Here is a 26,310-nt window from a genome sequence, read left to right on the forward strand (position 1 = left end):
GCAATGCCGGCACAGCGCACTTGCTTGGCGCTCGGCCTGGCACTGGCGCTGGCTGCCTGCGCGCCACCGGCGGCGCCACCGCCGGCGCTATCGTTGCCGGCAGCGTCGGCAAGGACGGCGCCCGGCGATCGTTTGCCGGCCGCCACCGTGGCCTGGTACCGGCAGGCGCACGCTGGCGGCGCTGCCGTGCTGGCCATTGGTGGTGGCAACGCGGGGAGCAACCCGGCAGTCAGCTCGGCGGGCAGCTCGCGCATCGTCGTCACCGTGCGGCGCGGCGGTCCGCTGGCGCGGCTCGGCCACGATCACGTGGTCGCCAGCGAGCAAATTGGCGGCCTGATTGCACCGAGCCTGGGGCGCGCCGATTTCGGGTTTCGTCTCGATCAATTGACGGTCGACGACCCGCTCCTGCGCGCCCAGGCGCAGCTCGATACGCAGCCGTCGGCCGAAGCGATCGCCGGCACCCGCCTGAACATGCTCAATCGCGTGCTCGAAGCCGAGCTCTATCCAGAGGTGTTGATGCGGGTGACGGTGGCGCCGCTGGCGTCAGGATCTGCTTCAGCGTCAGCGTCAGCGCAATTGTCGATCACCCTGCACGGCGTCACCCGCACGCTGGCAACACCGGTACTGATCGAGCAGACGGCGGCCGGCTTGCGCGCCAGCGGCACGCTGACGCTGCGCCAGAGCGACTTTGGCATCACCCCCATGTCGGTCATGAACGGCGCCATGACGGTGCTTGACACGCTCGAACTGCGCTATCGCATTGAGGCAACGGCGGCGGCGCAGTTTTAAGCCGGTTGCGGCAGCCGGCCGGCGCTGACCTGGCTGGCACGGCGCGCAATCCAGGCATCGACCAGCGCTTCTGCGCCCGCGTGCGCATGCAGTCCCAGCTTGGTGCGCCGCCACAGGATGTCGGCGCCACAAACGGCCCATTCGTGCCGCATCAAATAATCGGCTTCGACGGCAAACAGGCCGCTGACAATTTGCGGCCCCAGGTCGGCACTGGCGCGGCAGCCCTCCAACAGCAGATGGATACGGGTGCCGTAGGCGCGCGCGTAGCGGCGTACCAGCGGCGGCGACAGGAAGCGGTAGCGCGCCAGTATGCTGTCGGCCCAGCTGTCGTATTCGAGCACGGCGCGGCGGTTCGGTAACGGACCGAACAAATCACCACCGGGCAGGCAGGCTGCTGCGCTCCAGTGGCCGTGCTGGTTGCCCAGCGCCGCCGCGATCAGATCGACGGCCTGTTCGGCCAGCGTGCGGAAGGTCGTGATCTTGCCGCCAAGAACAGTCAGGACGGCGGCGGCGCTGCTGTTGCCAGGGCTGTGACCGGCGTCCCAGACCAGCTGAAAGTCGCGGCTGGCATCCTGCGCACTGTCCGCGGATGGCGCTGCCAGCGGGCGCACGCCGGCAAATGACCAGACGACGTCGGCGGCGCTGATCTGCGCGCGAAAATAACGGTTGGCCAGCGCGCACAGGTAATCCGTTTCGGCCGCGCTGATGGCAACGTCGTCGAGGGCGCCGGCAAATTCGACGTCGGTGGTGCCGATCAGGGTGAATTTTTCTTCGTAGGGCAAGGCGAACACGATGCGCCCGTCCGGGTGCTGAAAGATATAGCCGCGCGGGTGATCGAACAGCCGCGGCACCACGATGTGGCTGCCTTTGACCAGTCGCGGCGCCACTGCTGCACCTGCTGCAACCACGCCCGCCGCCAGCAGGCGCCCCGCCCACGGTCCGCTGGCGTCGACCAGGCAGCGCGCATTGACCTGACGCGTTCGGGTGGCCGAGGTCAACGTCGCCTGCCAGTGCAGGGGGTGGCGCTGCACCTCGGTGCAGGCGGTGCGCGTGAGAATGGTAGCGCCGCGCTCGGCCGCATCGAGTGCCGTCAGCGCCACCAGGCGGGCATCATCGACCCAGCCGTCGGCGTATTCGAAACCGCGCACGAATTGCGGCTGCAGAGGGGCACCGGCGCTATGGCGGCGCAAATCTACGGCACGCGAGCGCGGCAGGAAGGCGCGCCGCGCCAGCCCGTCGTAGAGCAGCAGGCCGGCGCGAATCAGCCAGGCCGGCCGCTGGCCGCTGTCATGCGGCATGACGAATGACAGCGGCCACATGATGTGCGGAGCCGACTGCAGCAGTCGTTCGCGTTCGACCAGCGCCTTGCGCACCAGGGCGAACTGGTACTGCTCGAGGTAGCGCAGGCCACCGTGTACCAGTTTGCTCGAGGCCGACGAGGTGTGCGAGGCGAGGTCATCCTTTTCGCACAACACCACCCGCAGCCCGCGGCCGGCGGCATCGCGGGCAATGCCGACGCCATTGACGCCACCGCCGACCACCAGCACATCGCAATCGATCTGTTCCACCATCTGCTCCCCCATATGTCCCTGCATGCGCCGTCCCGGCCCCATTATGGCGCAGTTGCGGCCGCCACTGCGCCAGGCTCGCTCATGTCCCCAGTGCAGCACTGATGTATTCCGGCAGATGGCATCGGTCACCAAAACGTTTTTACGAAAACGCCGCTGGATGCTTTTTTAGGCTGCCGAGTCCGCCGTCATGAATGAATCAGTGCTTTCCAAGCAGCCATCGTGCGCAGAATGTGCGGGGGCGGCGCCGCGCTGGCGCAAAAGGATGCCAAGTTGACAGCCAATTGTCGCTTAAAATACGCACTTGCCCGCGCTCGGGCCGCCGCTGGCGGCGCGAGCTTACTTTTACATATGCAATGGCGGGCCCGTTTGCTGGCTGTCGCCTGTCGCCACCGATAGGATTTCATGCGCGTATTTTTGTTGCTGGCGCTGGCCATGCATCTGCTGATGGGAACGGCGACTGCCGCAACCGGGTTCCGTGAGGTCGCACTGAGCGCGCACGGCAGTTTCGATCTGCTGCCGCACGCCTTGCTGCTGCGCGACGCCGGCGGTGACTTTCCCGTCCAGGGCGACGCCGGCGCCGTCGCCACCTGGAGCGCAAGCCAACCGCGCGCCGCCGCGGTGGCCGCCAGTGGTGGTGCTTACTGGCTGGTGACGACGCTGCGCAATGACAGCGCCACCGACAGCTGGGTGCTGTACCCGAACGACACCTTGATCAACACGGTAGAAGCGCGCCTGTACGGCGATGACGGCAGCGTGCAGCAGGTGGTGACCGGCTTTGCCGCCAGCCATCCCTACCTCCTCCACTACGCCGGCGAGCTGCGCCTGCGGCAAGGCCACCGTTATCAACTGGTGGTGCGCTTTGCCAGCCCGTATTTCGTGCGCGCGCCGCGCTTCGCCATGCGCGAGCAGGCCGACTTTCGCCGCACGGTGGCGCGCGAAAACGTCATCGTCATCGGCGCGCTGGGGGCCCTGGGCGCACTTGCGCTCTACAATTTTTTCATCTTTTGCCTGAGCCGCCGCAGCGCTTACCTGCACTACTCGCTGTACGTGCTGTGCTATGGGCTGGCGTGGGCGCTGCCGTTCAATGTGTTTGCCGACCTGTTCGACTGGCGCATGGTGGGACTGCATTACATACCGTTTTTCCTGCTGCCGGTGTTTTCCACCCTGTTCTATCTGCGCTTTCTGGAACTTAAGACACTGGCGCCGCGCCTGGCCGCCATCAGCCGCATCAACATCGTACTCCCGCTGTTGCTGCTGCCCAGTTCTTTCCTGGCCATTGGCGTGGCCCACCGGCTGGCCACGGTGATGCTGGCCTTTTACATGGTGCTGGCGCTGCTGTGCGGCATCTATGCGTGGTGGCGCGGTTTCCAGCCGGCCCGTTATTTTGTGCTGGCCTACATCGCCGTACTCTCGCCCGGTGTGCTGGTGCTGGCCGCCAACCTGGGCTTGCTGCCGGCAGCCGACTACAACATGCCGATGCTGGTGCTGGTCGGTGGCACCGTCGACGCCCTGCTGCTGGCGTTTGCCCTGGCCGCCCAGATCCGCCTGCTGGGCGACCAGATGGAGCTGACGGTGGCGGCGCGCACCGATGAGCTGGTAAAAGCCAATCTGGCCCTGACCCGGGCCAAGGAACATGCGGAAGTGGTCAGCCGGCACCGCATCGACTTTCTGTCGGCGATGAGCCATGACATCCGCACGCCGATGGCTGGCGTCATCGGCATGCTCAAGCTGGGCCTGCGTGATCCCGCCGTGCGCGGCGAGACTGCCGATTACCTGCGGATCGGCTTGCGCAGCGGCGAATCACTGCTGGTGATCCTTAACGATATTCTCGACTATTCTAAAATCGATGCCGGCAAACTGACCCTGGAGAGCACCAGCTTCGATCTTGCTCGGGTGACCGCCGACGCCACTGCCATCCTGCAGGGCCAGGCCGAAGCGAAGGGCTTGCTGCTGCGGGCCGCCAGCGAAGACGGCTTGCCGCGCTTCGTCATGGGCGACCCCACCCGGGTGCGCCAGATTCTCGTCAATTTGCTGGGCAACGCCATCAAGTTTACCGATGCCGGCGAAGTGCTGCTGACCGTGCGCAGCGCCACCGCGAGCGAAGCCGCGCCGCGCGCCGACGGTAGCGCGGCGCTGGTGTTGAGCGTGCACGACACTGGCCCCGGCATTGCGGCCGATGTACAGACGCGCCTGTTCCAAAAATTCGAACAGGGCGATTATTCGACCACCCGCCGTTACGGCGGCACCGGGCTGGGACTGGCCATCTGCAAGGAACTGGTCGGCTTAATGGGCGGCACCATCAGCGTCGCCAGCACGGTTGGCATTGGCTCGCGCTTCGATGTCGTGCTACCGCTGGCGGCGGCCGCCAGCGCGGCGGCAAACGCCGACGACGAGGGCCGCGCGCCGGCGGTAGCACGCGCCAACGCCATCAGCATCGGCCACACGCGCCAGCTGCGCATCTTGTGCGCCGAAGATGTCGGCACCAACCAGATCATCATCCGCGCCCTGCTCGGCGCCATGGGGCACCAGGTTGTCATCGTCGAAAATGGCGTCGAAGCCATGCAGGCGCTGGCTGCCGATGATTACGACATGGTGCTGATGGACGGCCGCATGCCGCGCATGGATGGTGCCCAGGCCACCGCTTTGATCCGCGCCGGCCAGGCGGCGCCGGCCGCGCCGCTGGCAATTGCCCGCAACCGCCGCGTCCCCATCATCGCCCTCACTGCCAACGCCAGCGACGCCGACTGCCAGCGCTACCTGGCCGCCGGCATGGATGGTTTTCTGTCGAAGCCGGTCGATGAAAAGGCGCTGCACGCATTGATCACCACGACCATCACACAACTGGACGCCGCCGCTACCGCAGCGGCGACCGCCGTCGGCGCCGACGCCGACAAGACAGACGCAGCCGCTGCGCCCGCTGCCCTGGCAGAGGCGGCAGCGCCGGTGGTCATGTTGCCTTTAAAAGGCTTGTCGGCCGCCCACATGCAGCGCATTGCCAGCGCTTTCCTGGCGGAGGCGCCGCGCCGGCTGGCGGAAGCGACCGCGGCGCTGGCCGCCGGCCGGCCGCTGGCAGCGGCCGAAGCGTTCCACGCGCTCAAGGGTAGCGCTGCCTATCTCAGTTCACCGCGCCTGCAGCGGCTAGCCGCCAGCCTGGAACGGCGCGCCGAAGCAGGCGCGGTCGGCAGCGGCGATGCCGAGCTGGCGGCGCTGGCCGCCGCCGTCGACGAGGCGGTACACGGCGTGCGCGTGGCGACGGCGACCGATCCAATCTTGTAGAATCGGTCCATGCACAACGAGCCGCCGCGCGCCAGCGCTGAGAATCACACAGACGAACGCGCTGACGATCACACCGACGAACGCGCTGACGATCACGCTGCAGATCACACCGACGATCACGCTGCAGATCACACCGAAGATCGCGCTCAAAATCACGCGCACAATCACGCGCACAATCACGCCGGCAGTCACCCTGAAAATCCCGCCAACCATGCCGGGCGCAATCGCGCTGGAGGCGACGATGGCGATAACGTCGTCCCTGCCGCACCGGCCCGTGCCTGGGTGCGCATGCCCTCAGGCAAACGGCTCGACTTGCTACATCCGACCGCCGACGACTGGGCCGACGACGATCTGGCGCTGGGTCTGGCCCGCACCTATCGCTGGGGCGGTCACTCGGCGTGGCCGCTACCGCTGTCAGTGGCCCAGCATTCCATCACCGTCATGCTGCTGCGCCGCGCGGCATCCACAACGCCGCTGTCGGCACTGCAGGAGCTGCGCGAGCTGCTCCATGATGCCGAAGAAGGCTTGCTGGGATTCGACTGCATCTCCGTCCTCAAGCCCTTCATGGGCGAGCGCTTTCGCCAGCTCACCAGCAAGCTGGAGCAAGCGGTGTTCGCCCGCTACGCCCTGCCCGCCTGGACCGCTGCAGAGCACGCCACCCATAAAGACGCCGACCGGCTCGCCGCTGCCAGCGAGGCGGTGCACGTGGTGGGCTGGTCGCCCCACGAAGTGCGCCACACGCTGGGCATTACGGTGGCGCCCCTGGCGTGCGATCCACTGCTGGCCGAATATGGCGGCACCGCCTGGGAGCCATGGGCACCGGGACTGGCAGCCCAGCGCTTCATGGCCCAGCTCAATCGACTGCTACAGGACAGCGTGCGCGCGGACTGAACACCCTGTTTAACTTGTACCCCAACCCTCACAGGGGTATCAACACCTTGCCGATCACGTGGATTACCCCATTACTCGCGCGCACATCAGTGGCGACGATGCTCGCTGCCGTCGAGGTGCTGTCGGTGATCGTCAGATTGGCATTGATGGTGATGGTCTGCGGCGCCACCGGCGCCCCTGCCAGGGTCCGGGTGTCGAGTGTCGCGACCGCCGTGCCGAACGGGATGGCGCTAGCGAGAACCTGGACCGGCAGCACGTGGTAAGTGAGCACGGAGGTCAGCTGCGCCGTCGTCAGACCGGTGGGCGCGGCAGCAAAGGCGGCATTGGTTGGTGCAAACACGGTAAACGGTCCGGCACCGCTCAGGGTGGGCGCCAGGCCGGTGGCGACGACGGCACCAACGAGTGAACTGAAGCTCGATGGATTGGCCTGCGCCATCTGCACCACATTCAGTACACCAGGGGCAATCAACACTTTATCGATACCGTGAATGACACCATTGTTGGCACGCACATCGGCCTTGATGACGTTGGCCTGGGTCAGCACGGCGTCGCTGAGGACGACGCCGCTGCTGGTATTGAGTCCCAGGCGGGCTGCCGCACCGTCGAACGTGTAGGCGGTCGGCAAGGTAGCGCCGGCCGATTTCAGGTCAATACTGTAGCGGGTGCCGGCGACGATGTGGTAGTTGAGTATTTTGGCCAGGTCGGCCGCCGGCAAGGCCGCCACCAGCGCGGTGGCGCTGGCAAAACCGAGTTGCGTGGCGAGCGTGGCAAAGGCGGCGTCGGTGGGCGCGAACACGGTCAGGTTGGCCCCGGGCGCGGCCAGGGCGCCGCCCAGTCCCGCCTTGTTGACCGCCGCCAGCAAGGCGTTAAAATTATTGCTTTGCGCCACTTCGGCAAGGTTGCGGTACTTGGTGCTGCTGCCACCGCAGCTGGCCAACAAGGTCGCCATGCTCAACATGCCCAGCCATTTCACCAGCATTTTCAATAGCGAATTCATGATCGTGCCTCCAGAGTGGTTATACGGCTAAGACAGAATCGTCCTGGACAAAGTTCAATGCGCACGTGCCCGGAGTGCGCGATGTCAGGCCCGTCATGATCGAGGTCAAGCCGGCGAAGAGCGCCTGACAAAACCGCCATCCCCGCTTTGCTCCGACCTGCCGTTCAGTCGTACTGTCCTGGCCGACGCGCCTTCTGCTGAAAGTGCTGCCCTAAGTACCGGATTTCATGCAGATTTTTAAGATATCCACATTTTCTGTGGATAACATTGTGGACAAGTAGCCGCCCCGCCCCGGAATGGCCCGTATGGACGCGCTGTCACTTGCCATGCCCGTTCCATGGGCAGCGCATAAAGTCTTTAATAATCATTGACTTGGCTAGCCTGTACAGAGTACCCCCAAGTATTCCTGAGGCAAATTCCTACAGGACTGTCTGTCAGGGGATAAGTCGGGTCCGCTCCACGATTCGACAAGCCAGGTCAACTGTTACACACACCAGGAATTGCTTTGACAAAGGTCGCTGCCTGACTTAGTGTTGGGACATGCATCAACCCGCACAGAAAGACGATGAACCGGGGCTGTTTCTCGACGATGAGGACGCCTCTCCTGCGCAGCCGGTCGCCCATGGCGGCGAACAGTTGCCGCCTTGGCGCGTGCTGATCGTCGATGATGATGTGGACGTCCACGTGGTCACCAAATTCGCCTTGAGCACCACCAGTTTTGCCGGCCGCCGCCTCAGTTTCGTGCACGCCTATTCCGCCGCCGAAGCGCTGGCCAAGCTGCGCGACATTCCCGATATTGCCCTGATCCTGCTCGACGTCATGATGGAGACGGCCGACGCCGGCCTGCAGCTGGCGCGCCAGGTGCGCGAGCAGTTGCATAACGACCTGGTACGGATCGTCTTGCGCACCGGCCAGCCAGGCCAGGCTGCCGAGCACAGCATCATCATTGATTACGATATCAATGATTTCTGGAGCAAGACCGATCTGACCACGCGCAAATTATTCACTACCGTCATTGCCGCCCTGCGTGCCTATGCCACCCTGTCGCAGGCCGCGCGCGCGCGCGATGCGGCAATGGCGCGCCAGGGCTGGCTCGAGCAGCAGCTGGCAACGGCGCGGGCGGCAGCGCCCCTGTTCGCCATCAATGGCGCCGGGCTGGTCACCGATGCCAACCCGGCCGCCGCCGAACTGGCCGGCACCACGCTGGCGCAGCTCATTGGGCGCACCATCACGGCCGCCGAGGCGCCGGTTGAGGCGGGCGTGATGGCCACCATCAAGGCAGCACTGGCGCTCGATGGCGCGTGGGCCGGCGTGATCGCCGTGCGCTTGCCGGGCGGCACAACCACGCTGCGCTGCGCCGTGCGCGCCGATGGCGCTGGCGGCGTGACGGGCTATGCTTGCCCGCTCGGCTGAGGCCGCACGCCTTTACTTCCAGGCATTGCGTGATTTCTCGCGCACCAGCAGGCGCACACTGTCGGGCATGGGCGTGCGCACGTGGCGGGTGTCGGCGTCGACCCACACGCACTCTTCAAAATGCTTGAGCATGGCCGGCGCCAGGAAACGGCTGCGCGCCGCGTACACATGGCGATCGCCCATCTGCGACTGTTGCTTGATGAAAAAGCGGTTCGGCACGATCAGGTGCAGGTGCTGCTTGGCGCGCGTCATCGCCACGTACAGCAGGCGGCGCTCTTCCTCGATATCGTCGCTGCGGCCGGTTGCCATGTCGGACGGAATGCAGCCATCGACGACGTTGAGCACGTGCACCGATTTCCACTCCTGCCCCTTGGCGGAATGGATGGTCGACAAGATCAGATAATCGTCGTCGAGCAAGGGTGGACCGGCGCGGTCGCTGGTCGCCTCGGGCGGATCGAGGGTGATCTCGGCCAGAAATTCTGCACGGCTGCCATAGGCACCCGCCAGTTGCGCCAGTTGCAAGATGTCGGCCGCGCGCACGCTGGCGTCGTCGTGCATGCGTTCGAGGTGCGGTGCATACCACTGTTGTACCAGCTCGATGTCGGCCGGCCAGCGCAGGCCGGCCGTGCGCAGTTGCATGTAGAGGGCGACGAACGGTTGCCAGTCGCCCTGACTGCGTGGCGGCACGGCGAAGCCGGTGAGTGCCGCCACCGCATCGGCGGCCGTGCCGACGGCATCGAGCAGCTTGCTGGCGGTGGCCGGCCCTATGCCAGGGATCAATTGCGCCACGCGGAAGCCGGCCATCCGGCCGCTCGGATTCTGGGCGAAGCGCAACACCGCCAGCACGTCCTTGATGTGCGATGCTTCCAGAAACTTGAGGCCACCAAATTTAACGAACGGAATATTTCGGCGCATCAGCTCGAGCTCCAGCGGGGCGCTGTGGCTGGCCGCGCGGAACAGCACCGCCTGGTCTTTCAGGCGCATGCCCCCTTCGCGGTGCTCGAGCACGCGGCGGCAGACCCAGCGCGCCTGCTCGGCTTCATCGGGAATGAGCACCAGCTGCGGCAAGATGGTCGAGCTGTGGTCGGTCCACAAGGTTTTCGCGTGGCGCTCGAGGGCGGCAGCGATCACCGCATTGGAGGCGTCGAGAATCGGCTGGGTCGAGCGGTAATTGCGCTCGAGGGTGATGCACTGGGCCGGCTGCGAAAACTGGCGCGGGAAGTCGAGGATGTTGCGTACGGTGGCGCCGCGAAACGAATAAATCGACTGGGCATCGTCGCCCACCACCATGACGCCGGCGCCATCGGGCTTCATGCCGGTCAGAATGGCGGCCTGCAGGCGGTTGGTGTCCTGGTACTCGTCGACCAGCACGTGATCGAACAGCGCGCCGAGCGCCGCCCCCAGCTGCGGCTCGGCCGCCATGTCGGCCCAGAACAGTAGCAAATCGTCGTAGTCGAGCACGTTTTGCTCCTGCTTGGCGTCGACATAGGCGCCGAACAGGCGTTTGAGCTCGCTCTGCCACTCCTTGCACCACGGGAAAGTACTCTGCAATACGTCGGCCAGCGTCTCGCCGCTGTTGACGACGCGCGAATAGATTGACAGGCAAGTGCCTTTCAGGGGGAAGCGTTTGGCGGTGGCGGTCAGGCCGATGTCGTGCCGGACCAGTCCCATCAAGTCTTCGGCGTCGCCGCGGTCGTGGATGGTGAACGATTCGTCAAGGCCCACGCTGGCGGCATAGCGGCGCAGCAGGCGCGCGCCGATGGCGTGAAAGGTGCCCGCCCATGGCAGGCTGGTGGGCGGCGCGCTGCCGCGCAATTGCATCACCCGTTGCAGGACGGCGCCGGCGCGGTGGCTCATTTCGCCGGCGGCGCGCCGCGAAAACGTCAACAGCAGGATGCGCTGGGGATCGGCACCGCCCTGGATCAGCCGCGCCACCCGGTGCGCCAAGGTATTGGTCTTGCCGGAGCCAGCGCCGGCAATGACCAGCAGGGGCGCACCGACCCCCGGCACCCGAGCGGCGCCCGCGTGGACGTCAAAGCCGTGTTCGACGGCCGCACGCTGGGGCGGGTTCAGCGCAGCGTAGGGATCAAGCGGATCGGGGCGACCGGACAGGTCATCGGTGGCGGCAAGCGGCGCCCCGGGTAAAGCAACATTGGACATCGTGCGTCAGGGTCTGTAGAATAAAATTCACTGTACATTTATCCAGTAGTGCAGCGCAAGCCTTATTCTGGTTCGCTCGGGCGTTGCACTTACTTTTCGCTTACTTTTTGCTTATTTTTTTGCTTTTATTTTTTTCATTATTTTTTCGCCGCCCCTCCCGCGAGGCCATCGAAGGACCGCAGCGGCCGTCCCTATCGCGCCCCTTGCGGTCGTAAGTATCCGTTTATAAACAGTATTTTTAGATATCCACAATCAATGTGGACAACTGTGTGGATAAGCCCCTCTTGACACGTCGCAGCCCTTGTCTGGCGCGGCTTTCAACAAAGTGCCCGGTTTAAAGGCAAAAATTTTATGCCTTTAAATCAATGACTTACAAAGTCAACCCTGATCCTGGTCAAAATTTATAAAAAAGAATTTCTCGGCACCTTGACGGCCCCGGCGCCGCCCGGCGGCGGCGGCGGCTGTTACTGCAATGACGGCGGCGCCGGGCGCCGTCAGGCCGGCAAAGCGGTGCGCCGGCGCTGCGGATCGAGCAGCACCCGCTCGATCACGTGGGCGGCGACATCGTGCGATTTGAGGTATTCGACGGCCGCCATGGTGTTCGCCGTTTCCTGCACGACAATGGCATGGTCAACGATGTCGCGCGAACGGGCGTCGCTGCGCGCGTGCTTGGACGGTCTTGGCAGGTGCGCCGCAGCGACCGCTTTGTTAAACGTATTCATTGTGCGATTCCTTGCAAAAATTATATACGGCGACTCGCTGGCACTGGGAGTATCTGACAAAAGCGGGCGAAGTCAATGGCAGGATTCCATCGACACCCGCAACATGTGCGCAGGACATTGCTTGAAGCGGTGGCGCTGCCCCCTCGGCCAGCGCCACCACCGCACCCACACTACCATGACTGCGGCGGCTGCATGCGGATCTGGCCATGCTATTTACATCATTCCTTGTGGCATGGACAGTTGTGCTGGCGGCAGCGATAATTGTGCCATGACCGCTACCTCCCGGCCCGGCCCCGCCTCGCTCACCGACCTGTTCTTTTCATTTACCGTGCTGGCGCTGCAGGGCTTTGGCGGCGTGCTGGCCATCGTCCAGCGCGAAGTGGTCGAACGCAAGCGCTGGCTCACGCAGGAAGAATTCATCGAAGACTGGGCGGTGGCGCAGATCCTGCCGGGGCCGAACGTGGTCAACCTGTCGCTGATGATCGGCGGGCGCTATTTCGGCCTGGCTGGCGCCCTGGCGGCGCTGGCTGGCATGCTGGTGGTGCCGCTGATACTGATCTTGCTGCTGGTGACGCTGCATGCGCGCTTTGCCGACAATGTCCACGTTGCCGGTGCCCTGCGCGCGATGGCGGCCGTGTGCGCCGGTCTGATCGGCGCGGCCAGCCTCAAACTGGCCACTGCGCTGAAAACCAGTCCGATCCCCCTGCCTGCCGGCCTGGCCATCGCCGGCGCCGCCTTCGTGCTGGTGGCGCTGCTACAAGTTCGGCTCAGTCTGGTGCTGCTGGGCCTGGGCGGCCTCGGCATCGTGCTGGCCTGGCGTCATCTGGCGCCCGCCAGATGACGCCGCATCTGGTACTGAGCTGGGGCGACTGGTTCGACCTGTTCGCCCACTATCTGATGCTCTCGCTGATGTCGGTCGGCGGCGCCATTTCCACCACCGCCGAGATGCACCGCTACCTGGTCGAGCAGCACCACTGGCTGACAGCTGCGCAATTTAGCCAATCGATCGCCCTGGCCCAGGCCGCGCCGGGGCCGAACGTGCTGTTCGTCGCCCTGATGGGCTGGCAGGTGGGCTTGAACACGGGCAGCACGGCGGCCGCCGCCCTCGGCGTGGCGGTGACCATGGGTGGCATCCTGCTGCCGTCGACCGTGCTGACCTTCGTTGCCGCCCAGTGGGGCCAGCGCAACCGCCATCTGCGCGGCGTGCGCGCTTTCAAGCAGGGCATGGCGCCATTGGTGATCGGCCTGCTGTTTTCCACCAGCTTCATCCTCGGCGCCGCCGGCGGCGTGCCACAGCGCGACTGGCCGCTGTGGTTGCTGTCACTGGCGGCCGGACTGCTGCTGTGGCGCACCAACATCCACGTGCTGTGGGTGCTGGCGACCGGCGCGCTGCTGGGGGCGCTGCTGCTGGTGTAGCTGCTGGTGTAGCGGGCGTTGCCGTGGTTCACGGGTAAAATGCAGCCTGCACACCCAACCGGACACTTCCCATGCACGAACAGCTTGAACTGATCAGCGAACACGCCTGCTTTGGCGGCGTCCAGCGTTTTTATCGTCACCACTCGCGCGCCATCGGTTTGCCGATGCGCTTTTCGATTTTTCTGCCGGCCGCGGCGACGCTAGCATCTGCGGCAACTGGCAGCGGCGAGACTCGCCTGCCGGCGCTGTTTTACCTGGCCGGTCTGACCTGCAATGAAGAAACCTTCATGACCAAGGCCGGCGCCCAGCGCTACGCCGCCGCCGCCGGCATGGTATTGATCGCTGCCGACACCAGCCCGCGCGGCGCTGGCGTGCCGGGTGAAGCCGACGACTGGGAAGTGGGAGTCGCTGCCGGCTTTTATGTCGACGCCACGGTGGCGCCGTGGGCCAGCCATTACCGCATGCACAGCTACCTGCTGGAATTACACGCGCTGGTGGTGGCCAGCTTTGCCGTCGACGCCGCGCGCATCGGCATTTTTGGCCACTCGATGGGCGGCCATGGCGCGCTGGTGATGGCCCTGCGCCATCCCGACCTGTTCCGCTCGGTGTCAGCGTTTGCGCCGATCGCCGCGCCCTCGCTGTGCCCGTGGGGCGAAAAAGCCTTCACCACTTATTTGGGTGGCGATCACGCCGACTGGGCGCAGTACGATGCCAGCCTGCTGATGCGGGCAGCCAAGGCGCCATTTGCCAACGGTATCCTGATTGACCAGGGGCTGGGCGACAAGTTCCTGCGCACCCAGCTGCGCCCTGATGTGTTCGAGAATGCCTGCGCGCAGGCTGGTCAGGCAGTGACGATACGCCGGCATGCGCTGTACGACCATGGTTATTATTTTGTGGCCAGCTTTGTGGGTGAACATATTCAATTTCACGCAAACAACCTTTTGGCCTAAGGAAGATGGGGCAGACATCCCCCCGCAAGCGCGTGTGGGAGCTGGCAGCGCGCGGTGCCAGTGCCATTTCTGCTGAGCCATCACGGCACCGGTAGCAGCACCTGGAATACGGCCACACCGTCACGCCCGCGCCGCTTGGCCTGATACAGGGCGTGATCGGCGTTGGCCAGCAGTTGCTCATGGCTTTCGCCGCCGCTGTAGCGGGCCACGCCGACGCTGGTGGTCACCGCCAGCTGCAGGCCGGCCACATGAAATGGCTTGCGGATGGCGCTGGCGATTTTTTCTGCCAGCAGCTGGCAGTCGGCATCCTCCGTCAGCTCGTTGATGATGATGACGAATTCGTCGCCCGACAGGCGCGCCACGCTGTCGGTGCTGCGCACACCGGCCTGCAGGCGGCGCGCGAATTCCTTCAGGACCTCGTCGCCGACGGCGTGACCGTGGCTGTCGTTGATCGACTTGAATAGGTCGATGTCCAGATACGCCAGCGCCAGCGGCGCACCGTGGCGGTTGCTGCGCTCGATCGCCATGTGCAGCGACTCGACAAACAGGCGGCGGTTGCCGATCCCCGTCAGACTATCGATGCGCGCCAGACGGATCAGCTTTTCCTCGGTGTCTTTCAGGCGCGTCATGTCATGGGTCAAACCGTAAATCCCCACCACCACGCCATCGGCCTGGACGTCCGGCACGTAGGTCGTCTCCAGCGTGCGCAACTGGCCAGCGACCACCATCCTGCTCTCATAGCTCACTTCCCAGCCAGCAAAGGCCTTGTCGAGGTAGCCGCGCGCGGTGGTGTAGTGATCGGCGCCCAGCACCTGCGCCACCGGGCGCCCCGGCAGCGTCGTCGGATCGACGCCCATCCAGGTATCGAAGGTGGCATTGCCGAACCTAAACTTATGCTCACGGTCGATGTATGAAATAAGGACCGGCAAATGGTCGGTGATCAGCTTCAGGCGCCGCTCGCTGTTTTCTTTTTGCAGTTCGGCGGCGCGCCGCTCGGTGATGTCGCGCGCCAGCACATAGATGCCTTCGGTGCGACCGTCGGCGCTGACCTGCGGCAGGTAATCGATCATGAAGTGGCGGTGCGACCGCTCGAACTGCTGGTCGAAATGCTGGCGCTGGCCCAGCATCGCCGCCTTCAGGTGGGGAGCGATGCTGGCGTAGTTGGCTTCTCCCAGCACCTCGCGCACGGTGCGCCCCAGCATTTGCGCCGGCGTCAGCGCCACCAGCGCCTGGTAATGGGCGTTGGCAAACTCGTAGCGCTCGTCGCGGTTGATGTAGGCGATCAGGGCTGGCATATTGTCAGCAATCACATAGGCGCGCTTTTCGCCATCGCGGATGCGCGCCTGGTCCGCCTCGCGCGCGGCCAGCATCTGGTGAAAGGCATCGCCCAGCTCGCCGATTTCATCGCGCCTGCCCGTTTGCAGGATGGCGATGTCGGCACCGCGGCGGCCAATCGCCGCCACCTTCTGGCGCAGCGCTTCAAGCGGTCCGAACATGCGCTCGATCAGCAGCCAGCCCAGCGCGCCGGCCGCCAGCGCCACCAGTGCGGCCGCCGTCAAGGCCTGTGCGCGCAGCGCGATGATGGGAGCAAAGGCTTCAGCGACCGGATAGCGGGCGCCGATGATCCAGTTGGCCGACTTCAGCCGTTGATAGGTAAAGATGCACGCCTCGCCGTCCTTGTTGGTGGCCTCGATGCTGCCTTCGAAGCCGGCCAGTGCGCGCTCGGTGGCCAGATTGACGCCGGCACGCTGACCGATGTTTTGCAGTTCGCGGCGCTTGTCCGGATGGTCGATCAACACGCCGTCGGTGGTCATGATGAACAAAAAGCCCGACTGCCCCGGCCGTAGCCGGTCGATCTGGCGCAGGAAGGGGCTGTCGTGCAAGACCACGCCGCCGGTCAGCACCAGCACCACCTTGCCGGCGGCATCGAACACCGGCGCCGTCACCAGCACCACCGGCTGGCCGCTGCCCGGCTTGCCGAGGCTGCCGGCGCTACCGGCATCGCGAAACGGCGCCGACACGATGCCCTGGCCAGCAGCGACGGTGGCAGCGAACACCGCGCTGGCATTGCTGCTGGCCGGGCTCGCCTCAGGCAGGCTGGCCAGCAGATGGGCCCCCGCGCCGAACGCCGCCAGGCTGAAAAATTCTGCGCGCAGGTCCGCATGGCTGCGCAGATACGCCTGCAGACGGCCGGCATCGGCGCGCGCCGCAGGCGGCAGATCGTCGGCCAGCGCCCGCAACAACTGTTTTTTGGCTTGCAGGCGGTCGTCGATAAAGGCGGCGGCCGAGGAAATGACGGCGCGCTGCTGGTCGCCGACCACCGCCTTCATGTCACGCTCGGCCAGCACGCTCGAGGTCAGGCCCACCAGCAGCGCCGCTGCCATCACCAGCACGACGACGACGGCGGTCATGCGAAATTTCAGATTGCTCGGCAAAAGCGACGTGCCGTGGTTGGACATGGAAGGCTGCTTCAAAAAATTTCTTTGGGGAATCTAACGACCAAGTATGGCATAGCCGCTTGTGACGTCCAATTACACTTTATTGCAACCAAAAGTACTGCTCTGAAAAACAACGGCAGGGGCGCAGCCTAGGAGTCGGCGACGGCCACGGGGATGGCGGCCAGCCTGGCGCGCGACTTGCGTTTTTTCGGCGCCAGCATGGTGCCCTGGCATTCGGCGGTGCCACACAGGCAGGCAAACGCCTGTTTCACCGCCGCCGTATGGCGCTCTTCGTAGACCAGCGCGTAGTTGTAATTGAGCTCTTCACCGGCATCAATATCACGCAGCGCGTGAATGAACACCTTGCCGTTGTCTTCGTAGGCTTCGCAGTTCGGCCCGCAGGCGTGATTGATCCAGCGGGCGTCGTTGCCGGCATCGCCGCCATCGATGACCTGGCCGTCGGCGAGGCTGAAATAAAAGGTGTGATTGACGGGACCGCCAGCGGCGGCCGTGCGCCGCAGCGCTTCCGGCCAATCGATGCGTTGCCCGGTATACTCGATGATGCGTTCGCCCGCGTCGATCGGGCGGGTGGCAAAGACGCCGTTGCCGTGAACAGGCGAACGCTCGACCTTGCAGGGGGCGGCGGCGGGGGCAGGCTGGGGTGGCATGGTCAGTGGTGCAATCGGTGGAGACAGGGACAAGGGCGGTTCAGGCGTCGGCTTCGCGAAATTCATTGGCATTGGCCAGGCCCGCAGCAGCGCTGCCCTGCTCGTGCCGGCGCAACTCGACGCGGCGGATTTTACCGGAAATTGTTTTCGGCAAGTCGCAAAATTCGATGCGGCGAATCCGTTGATAGGGGGCCAGGCGGGCGCGGGCGAAGGCGAAGATGTCCTGCGCCAGCGCATTGCTGGGCGCCACTCCCGCGCGCAGGGTGATGAAGGCCTTCGGCACCGCCAGCCGCAAGGGGTCGGGGCTGGGCACGATGGCCGCTTCGAGCACTGCCTCATGCTCGATCAGCACGCTTTCGAGCTCGAACGGGCTGATGCGGTAGTCGGAGGACTTGAACACATCGTCGTTGCGGCCCACGTAAAAATAATAGCCGTCGGCGTCGACGGTGGCGGTGTCGCCCGTGTGATAGTAGCCGGCCCGCATGACAGCCGCGGTCTTGCCCTGCTCGCCCTCGTAGGCCAGCATCAAGCCCACCAGTTGCGGCTCGAGCAGCACGGCAATTTCACCTTCGCTGGCAGGCTGGTCGTCGCCATCGAGCAGGGCGATGCGGTAGCCGGGCAGCGGCCGGCCCATCGAGCCCGGTTTGACCAGCTGGCCCGGCGTGTTGCCGATCTGCGCCGTCGTTTCGGACTGGCCAAAGCCGTCGCGAATGCGGATGCCCCAGGCCCGTTCGACCTGTTCGATCACTTCCGGATTGAGGGGCTCGCCAGCGCCCACCAGTTCGCGCAGCGGCAACTTCCAGGCCGCCAAGTCTTGCTGGATCATCATGCGCCAGACCGTCGGCGGTGCGCACAGCGAGGTCACGCCGCAGCGGCCGATCACCTCGAAGGCGGCGGGCGCATGAAAGCGCTCGTAATTGAAGACGAAGACAGTGGCGCCGGCATTCCACGGCGCGAAAAAACAGCTCCAGGCATGCTTGGCCCAGCCCGGTGACGAAATATTCCAGTGGACGTCGCCGGCCTGCAAGCCGATCCAGTACATGGTCGACAGGTGGCCGACCGGGTAGCTTTCGTGACTGTGCAAGACCAGCTTCGGTTGCGCGGTGGTGCCGGAAGTAAAGTACAGCAGCAGCGGATCGTGCGCCATTGTCACGCCGTCGGCGCTGAAGACTGCCGCCACCGTGTCGGCCTCGGCCACGTTGTGCCAGCCGGCCACCGGCGCGCCGACGGCGATACGGGTGAGGCGGGCGTCGATGGCGGCAAATTTGGCCGCTTCTGTCGAATCGGCAATGATGTGGCGCACCGCCCCGCGCGCCATGCGATCGGCGAGGTCGGCCGGCATCGCCAGCATGCTGGTCGGTACCATCACGGCACCCAGCTTGATCCCCGCCAGCATGATGTCCCACAGCTCGACGCGGTTCGGCAGCATCAGCAGCACGCGGTCACCGCGCGCCACGCCGCGCTGGCGCAGCCAGTTGGCCACGCGGTTCGAGCGCTGCGCCATATCGGCATAGCTGATGGCGACGTCGCTGCCATCCTCGCCCACCACGCGCAGGGCGATGCGCGGGTTGTCGCGCGCGGCCACATCGAAATAATCGAGCGCCCAGTTAAATTCGGTCAGTGCCGGCGCCTTGTAGCCGCGGTACGCCAGCGCGTAGTCGGTACGGTGGGCCTGCAAAAAATCGCGCGCTTCGATAAAGCGTTGGTAAGGGGTCATGCGGCAATCTCCTGGGAGCGGGCATTCGGGTCTTCAGGTCTTCGGCTGCTTTGGCATTGTAGATGAACAACTGGCGTGCCACCGCGCGTTCGCTTGCAGCACCGCTGTCGCCTATAATTTTGCACCATGGACAATATAACCCACACCATCATCGGCCTCGCCGTCGGCGAAGTCATTTACCGCAGCGTCGCCGTCGATCCCCTCGTCGAGCCCGTCGGGACGGCCGAAACGACCCGCCACCGGCTGCTGCTGACCGCGTGCGCGGCGGCCAGCAATTTTCCCGACCTCGACCTGGTACTGGTCAAGCTGCTGCCCGATCCGCTCGGTTATCTGCTGCAACACCGCGGCCACACCCATACCTTGCTGCTGGAAATTCCCCAGGCGCTGCTGCTGTGTGCGCTGCTGTGGCTGCTGTGGCCCGCCGCACGCCGCCTGCTGCAAGCGAGCAGTCAGGCGCGCACCGGCCTGGCGCTGGCCATCGTCGGCGGCTTCCTGCTGCATATCGGCATGGATTTTCTCAATTCGTATGGGGTCCACCCGTTTTATCCCTTCGATGCCCGCTGGCGCTTTGGTGACCTGGTATTCATCGTCGAGCCGCTGTTCTGGGTGGCGGCCGGGGTGCCGCTACTGATGACGGTGCGCCGCCGTCCGCTGCGCTGGGGCTGGGCCATCGGATTGACCGTGGTGCTGGCAGCGGCGGCGGCGAACGGCGTGCTGCACTGGGCTTCGCTGGTGCTGCTGGCAACGATCGGCCTGGTGACGGCCGCGGCCAGCACCAGGGTAAAAGATAAGAGGGAAAGCAAGGTAAAAAACCAGGTCAACAGCCTGGCCGGTCTGGCCCTCGGTCTGGCCGTGTGCGTCGGTTTCGTCGGCGTGCAGGCGGCCGCGTCGAACGCGGCGCGCGCCATGCTGCAAGATGAAATGGCGCTGCGCGCGCCCGGCGCTCATCTGGTCGACGCTGCCCTGACCGCCTACCCGGCCAATCCGTTTTGCTGGAATTTTGCCGCCATTGAAGTGGGCGCAAGCGGCGACGCTTACCACGTGCGGCGCGGTGTGCTCAGCCTGGCGCCGGCGCTGCTGCCGGTGGCAGCCTGCCCCAGCGGCCTGACTGGCGCCATGCAGGCGGCGCCGGCGCAGGCGATTGCCGTCCTCAGTGACGACGCCGGCAGTTTGTCGTTACTGCGCCAGCGCGCCGCCAGCGACTGCTGGCTCAGTGGCTGGCTGCGCTTTGCCCGCATTCCGCTGCTCCATGGCGCGATCGCCTCGGACCTGCGCTTTAGCAATGCACTGGCACCCAACTTCACCACCATCGACCTCGACCGCTACAACGGCCACGACTGCCCGGCGCCGCTGCCCGCGTGGGGCATGCCGCGCGCCGATCTGCTGGCGCGGTAACATCGGCCCAGCTCAATCCCAGTCGCTGCTGCCACCGCCACCACCATCGCTGCCGCTGTCCCAGCTGCCGCTATCGGTCACGCCGAAGTCGCTGCCGCCCATGTCATAGCCTGATGGCGGCGTATCGTTCTGCAGGGCGCCACCGGCAAAGCCGCTGGCGCCGCTGTCGCTGCGGTTGCCGCCCTCGTGACCCGACTGGCCGCTGTCGGTAAACCGGTGCGCCAGCGCCTGGCCGGCCACCATGCCGGCACCGAGCGCGGCACCAGTGGCCAGGCCACCGAGGATGCCGCTGCCCATGCCGCCCAAGCCACCTACCCCACCCGCCGGGGCCGCCGGCGCGCCATAACCGGCGGCACCACCATACTGCGGTGGCGCCGCGCCCGGCGGATACTGTCCCGGCGCGCTTCCTTGAGGATACTGGGGCGCGCCACCGTTGTAGGCGCCACCATTAAAACCCCCGCTCGCCGCTGCCTGCGCCGCTTTACGCTTGAAGAACATTACGGCCAGCAGCACCAGCGCGCCTATCCCCAGCAGCAAGCCCCACGGTGGCCCCGCCGCCGGCGCTTCGCTCAGCGCCGCCCGCCCATTGGCGCCGTCAAACGAACGCTGCACGGACGCCGGGTTGGCAGCCGGGTTGGCCGCCCCTTTAGCAGCCGCAAGCACCGCCTTCAAGCGCTGCAACGCTTCCGGCTTGGCAAATTTCAGATCGGGGCCGAGCCGCTCGGCGGTAGCCAGTTCAGTCGCCGCGCGCGCCATCTTGCCCTGCTTGGCCAACAGTTCGGCCTCGATGAAGTGGGCCTTCGGGCTGTTCGGATGGGCCGCCAGCACCTGGTCCATCAGTTTTTGCGCCTCGATAAACTTGCCCGCCTCGGCCGCTTCGTACACCTGGTGGATGCTGACCTCCTGCGCCAGGACGGCCGGACTGGCCATCAGCAGTCCCGTGGCCAGCATGCCACTTACTACTGTCATTGCTGCAAACGAACGCATGTTCATGGTGACCTCCCTAAGTAATGCTGCCTATATTGGCGTATTTAAATTAAAAATCAATGCGCGATGACTTAATTTCGCTTAAGCGCACCTTAAAGTTCATACAACAGTGGCGCTGGCGCCCACCTAACTGAACGAAGGGGCCAGAAAGGTGCATGCGCGCCCTTGTTTGAAGCAAATTTAATGTAAGGTGATGGCTGGCCCCGCACCCTGCGGCGCCGACGACCAACCGAATCTGAATGAACGACTATTCCGTCACTGCTTCACCCGCCGTTGTGCCCTCCCCTGCCACTGCGGCAACGACTGATCAACATGCGCAGCATGCCGACATCCTCTACGGCACCGACGCCCCCGAGCTGCTGCGTGAAGAAATCCTGGCTGACCTGTTCGAAGCGAGCGCGCGCCGCACGCCAGCACAGATTGCCCTGATTTACGGCGAGCGCCAGCTCAGCTACGCCGAGCTCGACCTGCTCGCCGCGCGCGCCGCCGCCCGCCTCATCGATGCGGGAGTACGGCCCGGCCACATCGTCGGCCTGTGGATGGCGCGCGGTATCGAGCTGCTGGTGTGCCAGCTGGCCATTGCCAAGACCGGCGCCGCCTGGCTGCCGGTCGACCAGGATACCCCGGTCGAGCGTCTGCTGGTGTGCATGGAAGACGCCGCCGCAGTCGGCGTGGTGACCGCCGCCGCCTTCGCCGCCCAGCTCGACGGCGTGGCGGCGCCCGTCTGGACCCACGAACACCTGCTGGCGCTGCCAGCCGAAGGGGCGCCGGCCAGCGTGCGCGGCGCCGTTTCGCCGGATGCCCCCGCCTACGTCATCTACACCTCCGGCTCGACCGGCAAGCCGAAAGGCATCCTGATCAGCCAGCGCAGCATCTGCCACTTCCTGCGCAGTGAAAACGCCGTGCTGGGCATTCGCGCCGACGACCGCGTCTACCAGGGCTTTTCGGTGGCCTTTGACATGTCGTTCGAGGAAATCTGGATTGCCTACCTGGTCGGCGCCACCTTGTGGGTGGGGCCGAAAGACATCGCCGGCGATCCGGAAACCCTGCCGCGCCTGCTGGCCGCCAACCACGTCAGCGTGCTGCACGCGGTGCCCACCCTGCTGGCCCTGTTTGCCGAAGACGTCGCCACCCTGCGCCTGATCAATCTGGGCGGCGAGATGTGCCCGGATGCCGTGGTCGAGCGCTGGTGGCGCCCCGACCGCCAGATGTTCAACACCTATGGCCCCACCGAGGCAACCGTCTCGGCCAGCCTGGCGCGGCTGACGCCGGGCCGCACCATCACCATCGGCACGCCGCTGCCCAACTACGGCCTGTTGGTGGTGCAGCCGGGCGACGGTCCTTTGACATTGCTGGCGCGCGGACAAATGGGCGAATTGTGCATCACCGGCATCGGCCTGGCTGCCGGCTATCTGGGCCGACCGGACCTGACGGCGGAAAAATTCATTGCCAACCCGTGGGCCAGCGGCGTCCATGACAGCCGCCTGTACCGCACGGGCGACCTCGCCCGCATCGCTGTCGATGGCGACGTCGAGTGCCTCGGCCGCACCGATGACCAGGTCAAGATCCGCGGCTTTCGCGTCGAACTGGGCGAGATCGAAGCGGTGCTGGCGCAGCAGGGCGCGGTCGGCACGGTCGCGGTGTTGCTGCGCCAGGAGGACGGCATCGACCAGCTGGTGGCCTACATCGTGCCAGCGGCGGGGGCCGCCGCGGCAGCGCTGTCCGGCGCGGCCCTGCGCCACACCCTCACCGAGCACTTGCCGCCGTATATGGTGCCGGGCCGCTACGAGCTGCTCAGCGTGATGCCGCGTTTAACCTCCGGCAAGATCGACCGCAAGGCGCTCAAGGCGATGGCGCTGTCGGCGCCGCCGGCCGGGGTGGCGGGCGAATCGGACTTGCCGGAAACGCCGGCCGAAGTGGCGCTGTTCGCCGAACTGGCCAAGCTGTTTCCCGGCCAGCCAATTGTGCGCCAGGCCGACTTTTTTACTGACCTGGGCGGCCACTCCTTCTTTGCCGCGCGGCTCGCTTCGGCCCTGCGCGCGCGCGCCGATTTTGCCCATGTCACCGTGCGCGACATTTATCAGCACCGCAAAATCGGCGAACTGGCCGTCGCCCTGGCCGACGCCCCCGCCGCCGGCGCCGCCCAGGCCGACTGGACGCCACCGTCTGCCTTCCAGCGCTGGCGCTGCGGCCTGGCACAGGCAGCAGCGGTCCCTTTCCTGGTCACCCTGCGCATGGCGCAATGGCTGGCGCCGTTTTTTACCTACCACTTTTTTACCGGTTCGCCGGGCGACTCGATGATGACCGCGGTCGCCGCCTCGATCGGCGTGTTCCTGCTCGCCACCGCGATGGAATTCATCCTCGCCGTGGCCGGCAAGTGGCTGATCGCCGGGCGCCTGCGGGCGGGCAGCTATCGGCTGTGGGGCTTGACCTACTACCGCTGGTGGCTGGCCGACCGCCTGGTCGAATCGGCGCCCACCTACCTGCTGGGTGGCTCGACCCTGTATAACTGGTGGCTGCGGGCGCTCGGCGCCAAGGTCGGCCACGACGTCGTCATCGGCTCGATGACCCTGCGCGCGCCGGATCTGCTGAGCGTTGGCGACAACGTCAGCATCGGCAACGCCGTCAATTTTGAAAACGCCCGCGTCGAACGTGGCCGCCTGCTGCTGGGCATGATTACGGTCGACGATGAGGCGTGCGTGGCTTCCTATGCTGTCCTCGAGGGCAATACCTCGGTGGGCTTGCTGGGTCACCTCGAAGGCCAGGCCGCCCTGCTCGATGGCATGGCGGTGCCGCGTGGCCGCGTCTGGGGCGGCTCACCCGCGCGCGACCAGGGACCGTTCATTTCCGAACTGCCACCGCGCCCGGCCGTCTCGCGCGCCCGCCTGGCTGGCGAAGCGGTCTTTTTCGTCTTCGGCATGCTGCTGGTGTCGACGCTGTTCTTCATGCCAGTGTTTCCCAGCTTCGTGCTGATCGACTGGTTCGATGACCTGGAAATCATGCCATGGCTGGCCGGCGACAGCATCGCCGTGCAGCTGGCGCGCTACTTCATTCTCGCCTTCCCGGCCAGCGCCGTGCTGATTGTGCTGACCGCGCTGGTGTCGGCCGGCATCCGCTGGGGCGCGCTGCCGCGTCTGGAACCGGGCCGCTCGGCCGTGCACAGCCGCACCTATTGCGCCAAGTGGCTGGTCAGCCATATCCAGGAATCGAGCTTGAACGTCTTGCACGGCATTTATGCGACGGTGTTTGCCCCCTTCTGGTATCGGCTGCTGGGCGCCAAGGTGGGGCGCGACGCCGAAATTTCCACCGCCATGGGGGTGGTGCCCGACATGCTCACCCTGGGCGACGAAACGTTTATTGCCGACGCCGTCATGCTCGGCGACGAACAGATCGACGGTGGCTGGATGACCATGCAGCCGACCGTGATTTCGGCGCGCAGCTTCGTCGGCAATGGCAGTTATATTCCCGATGGCACCATCTTGCCGGAACGGGTGCTGGTCGGCGTGCACACCCATGCGCCGGCCAACGGCCGCATGCAAAGCGGCGACACCTGGCTCGGCTCGCCGCCGATCCACCTGCCGGCGCGCGAAGAAGTCAGCGGCTACCCCGAGCGGCTCACTTACCACCCGTCGGCCCTGCGCCGCCTGGGCCGCACGCTGGTCGAAGCATTTCGCATCGTCGCCCCGCACGCGGTGGTGATCGCCGTCGGTTATACGGTGGTGCTCGACGTCGTGCCGATCGCCGGCGCTGGCCGCTGGGGCGAGGTGGTGGCCGACCTGGCGATGGCAGGCCTGATCTATGGCGTCGGCAACTACCTGTTCGTGCTGATCCTCAAATGGGCCTTGCTGGGCCGCTACCGCAAACGGGCCGAGCCGATGTGGACGCCCTTCGTCTGGCTCTCCGAAGGGGTGACCAATCTGTACGAGGGCATCGCCGTACCGAATTTCATGCGCTACCTGCGCGGCACCCCGTGGCTGCCACTGGCGTTCAACCTGCTGGGGGCCAGAATCGGCCGTGGCGTCTATCTCGACACCACCGACATCACCGAATTTGACTGCGTGCACATCGGCGATTACAGCGAACTGAACGCACTGGCCTGTCCGCAAACCCACCTGTTCGAAGACCGCATCATGAAAATCGACACCGTCGAGATCGGCAGCAAGGTCTATCTGGGTCCCCGCAGCGCCGTGCTCTACAGCGCCAAAGTGGGCGACAATGCCCGCCTGGGCGCCCTCACCCTGGTCATGAAAGGCGAGCACATCCCGGCCGCCACCAGCTGGTGCGGCGCACCGGCAGCGCCAGCCCGGTGAAGACGCTGGTGCCGCTGGCCTGGCCGCCGGCAGACGCCGCCGGCGTGGCCTGGGAGGGTGATCTGCTGGCGATTTCGACAGTGGCAACGGGCGGCGACCGCGCAGCCGCGCGCGGCGCCATCCGCGCCGCCGTTGGCGCAGCGACGGCACTGCTCACTGGCGTCGGCGCCGAGCGCATCGAAGTGGCGGGCGCAGCCGGCAGCGCCCCGCATCTGTTGATCGACGGCGGTGCCGCCGCCATCGGCGTGTCGATCAGCCATTGCGCCACGTTGTCGGTGGCCGTGCTGCACCGCGCTGGCGCGGTGGGCGTCGACGTCATGCAGATCGGCATCGGCAACGACTGGGCGCGGGTGGCCTGGGACTACCTGGGACCGGCCACCGCCAGCCTGCTGGCGGCCAGCCTTGACGCCACGCGGCCACTGGCATTTTGCCGCGCCTGGACGCGCCGCGAAGCAGCGCTCAAACTGCGCGGCGAGCAACTGCGCGAATGGTGCGCGGCCGACGCCGCCGACCGCAGTCACCTGGTCGAACTGCTGCTCGGTGACGGCCTGACCGGGGTTGCCGCCGTTGCCACGGCCTGAGGGCGGCGGCGCGTTATACTGGCCGCTGT

The 26,310-nt window shown here is 65.7% G+C and carries 18 protein-coding genes; 10 read left to right on the plus strand and 8 right to left on the minus strand.

The window, feature by feature from the left end; all coding sequences use genetic code 11:
- Window positions 1–3: 3 nt before the first annotated feature.
- On the plus strand, window positions 4–789 hold the full coding sequence (locus ACP7BZ_RS15015; protein ID WP_426114502.1) for a YceI family protein: 786 nt from the start codon (window positions 4–6) through the stop codon (window positions 787–789).
- Here ACP7BZ_RS15015 and glpD read toward each other — a convergent pair.
- Window positions 786–2,384, minus strand: coding sequence for a glycerol-3-phosphate dehydrogenase (gene glpD / locus ACP7BZ_RS15020; RefSeq protein ID WP_426114504.1), 1,599 nt, complete (start codon window positions 2,382–2,384; stop codon window positions 786–788). The genes ACP7BZ_RS15015 and glpD overlap by 4 nt on opposite strands.
- Before the next feature lie 378 nt (window positions 2,385–2,762).
- On the opposite strand from glpD, the gene ACP7BZ_RS15025 reads away from it, so the two are divergent.
- Window positions 2,763–5,636, plus strand: a complete 2,874-nt coding sequence (locus ACP7BZ_RS15025; RefSeq protein WP_426114506.1) for a 7TM diverse intracellular signaling domain-containing protein — start codon at window positions 2,763–2,765, stop codon at window positions 5,634–5,636.
- A gap of 9 nt (window positions 5,637–5,645) precedes the next feature.
- Window positions 5,646–6,527 (plus strand): hypothetical protein, encoded by an 882-nt coding sequence (locus tag ACP7BZ_RS15030; RefSeq protein ID WP_426114508.1) that lies wholly within the window; start codon window positions 5,646–5,648, stop codon window positions 6,525–6,527.
- 28 nt (window positions 6,528–6,555) lie between these two features.
- Here the strand turns inward: ACP7BZ_RS15030 and ACP7BZ_RS15035 are convergent, their stop codons facing one another.
- Window positions 6,556–7,524, minus strand: a complete 969-nt coding sequence (locus tag ACP7BZ_RS15035) for a fasciclin domain-containing protein (RefSeq protein ID WP_426114510.1) — start codon at window positions 7,522–7,524, stop codon at window positions 6,556–6,558.
- A gap of 540 nt (window positions 7,525–8,064) precedes the next feature.
- Between ACP7BZ_RS15035 and ACP7BZ_RS15040 the strand changes: the two genes are divergently transcribed.
- Window positions 8,065–8,937, plus strand: coding sequence for a response regulator (locus ACP7BZ_RS15040; protein WP_426114512.1), 873 nt, complete (start codon window positions 8,065–8,067; stop codon window positions 8,935–8,937).
- Between the two features lie 12 nt (window positions 8,938–8,949).
- On the opposite strand, the gene ACP7BZ_RS15045 is transcribed toward ACP7BZ_RS15040, so the two are convergent.
- Together ACP7BZ_RS15045 and ACP7BZ_RS15050 are read right to left on the minus strand one after the other, a co-directional pair.
- Window positions 8,950–11,097 carry an ATP-dependent helicase gene (locus tag ACP7BZ_RS15045; RefSeq protein ID WP_426114514.1) on the minus strand — a complete coding sequence of 716 codons (2,148 nt, stop codon included), beginning with the start codon at window positions 11,095–11,097 and terminating at the stop codon, window positions 8,950–8,952.
- A 494-nt stretch (window positions 11,098–11,591) separates the two neighbouring features.
- Entirely contained in the window at window positions 11,592–11,819 is a 228-nt protein-coding gene (locus ACP7BZ_RS15050) for a hypothetical protein (RefSeq protein WP_426114516.1), read from the minus strand.
- A 268-nt stretch (window positions 11,820–12,087) separates the two neighbouring features.
- On the opposite strand from ACP7BZ_RS15050, the gene ACP7BZ_RS15055 reads away from it, so the two are divergent.
- From ACP7BZ_RS15055 to fghA, 3 genes are all read left to right on the plus strand, one after another.
- Window positions 12,088–12,660, plus strand: coding sequence for a chromate transporter (locus ACP7BZ_RS15055; protein ID WP_426114518.1), 573 nt, complete (start codon window positions 12,088–12,090; stop codon window positions 12,658–12,660).
- Window positions 12,657–13,235 (plus strand): chromate transporter, encoded by a 579-nt coding sequence (locus ACP7BZ_RS15060; RefSeq protein WP_426114520.1) that lies wholly within the window; start codon window positions 12,657–12,659, stop codon window positions 13,233–13,235. The genes ACP7BZ_RS15055 and ACP7BZ_RS15060 overlap by 4 nt, the downstream gene beginning before the upstream one ends.
- Before the next feature lie 71 nt (window positions 13,236–13,306).
- Entirely contained in the window at window positions 13,307–14,185 is an 879-nt protein-coding gene (gene fghA / locus ACP7BZ_RS15065; protein WP_426114522.1) for an S-formylglutathione hydrolase, read from the plus strand.
- An 80-nt stretch (window positions 14,186–14,265) separates the two neighbouring features.
- On the opposite strand, the gene ACP7BZ_RS15070 is transcribed toward fghA, so the two are convergent.
- The 3 genes from ACP7BZ_RS15070 to ACP7BZ_RS15080 all read right to left on the minus strand — a co-directional run bounded on the left by ACP7BZ_RS15070 (window position 14,266) and on the right by ACP7BZ_RS15080 (window position 19,008).
- Window positions 14,266–16,644 carry a diguanylate cyclase domain-containing protein gene (locus ACP7BZ_RS15070; RefSeq protein ID WP_426114524.1) on the minus strand — a complete coding sequence of 793 codons (2,379 nt, stop codon included), beginning with the start codon at window positions 16,642–16,644 and terminating at the stop codon, window positions 14,266–14,268.
- Between the two features lie 128 nt (window positions 16,645–16,772).
- Window positions 16,773–17,291: an SET domain-containing protein gene (locus tag ACP7BZ_RS15075; RefSeq protein ID WP_426114526.1), complete on the minus strand. Its 519-nt coding sequence runs from the start codon at window positions 17,289–17,291 to the stop codon at window positions 16,773–16,775.
- Window positions 17,292–17,331: 40 nt separating this feature from the next.
- Window positions 17,332–19,008: an AMP-binding protein gene (locus tag ACP7BZ_RS15080; RefSeq protein ID WP_426114528.1), complete on the minus strand. Its 1,677-nt coding sequence runs from the start codon at window positions 19,006–19,008 to the stop codon at window positions 17,332–17,334.
- Window positions 19,009–19,134: 126 nt separating this feature from the next.
- On the opposite strand from ACP7BZ_RS15080, the gene ACP7BZ_RS15085 reads away from it, so the two are divergent.
- Window positions 19,135–20,403: a metal-dependent hydrolase gene (locus ACP7BZ_RS15085; RefSeq protein WP_426114530.1), complete on the plus strand. Its 1,269-nt coding sequence runs from the start codon at window positions 19,135–19,137 to the stop codon at window positions 20,401–20,403.
- A 12-nt stretch (window positions 20,404–20,415) separates the two neighbouring features.
- Here the strand turns inward: ACP7BZ_RS15085 and ACP7BZ_RS15090 are convergent, their stop codons facing one another.
- On the minus strand, window positions 20,416–21,396 hold the full coding sequence (locus ACP7BZ_RS15090; RefSeq protein ID WP_426114532.1) for a tetratricopeptide repeat protein: 981 nt from the start codon (window positions 21,394–21,396) through the stop codon (window positions 20,416–20,418).
- 233 nt (window positions 21,397–21,629) lie between these two features.
- Here ACP7BZ_RS15090 and ACP7BZ_RS15095 point away from each other — a divergent pair, with 233 nt between their 5' ends.
- Complete coding sequence (locus tag ACP7BZ_RS15095; protein WP_426114534.1) at window positions 21,630–25,700, plus strand: Pls/PosA family non-ribosomal peptide synthetase; 4,071 nt, start codon at window positions 21,630–21,632, stop codon at window positions 25,698–25,700.
- On the plus strand, window positions 25,670–26,281 hold the full coding sequence (locus ACP7BZ_RS15100) for a 4'-phosphopantetheinyl transferase family protein (RefSeq protein ID WP_426114536.1): 612 nt from the start codon (window positions 25,670–25,672) through the stop codon (window positions 26,279–26,281). Before ACP7BZ_RS15095 ends, ACP7BZ_RS15100 begins: the two co-directional genes overlap by 31 nt.
- Window positions 26,282–26,310 lie beyond the last annotated feature (29 nt).

The organism is Massilia sp. PWRC2 (assembly GCF_049896725.1).
Classification (GTDB): Bacteria; Pseudomonadota; Gammaproteobacteria; order Burkholderiales; family Burkholderiaceae_D; genus JAFCUW01.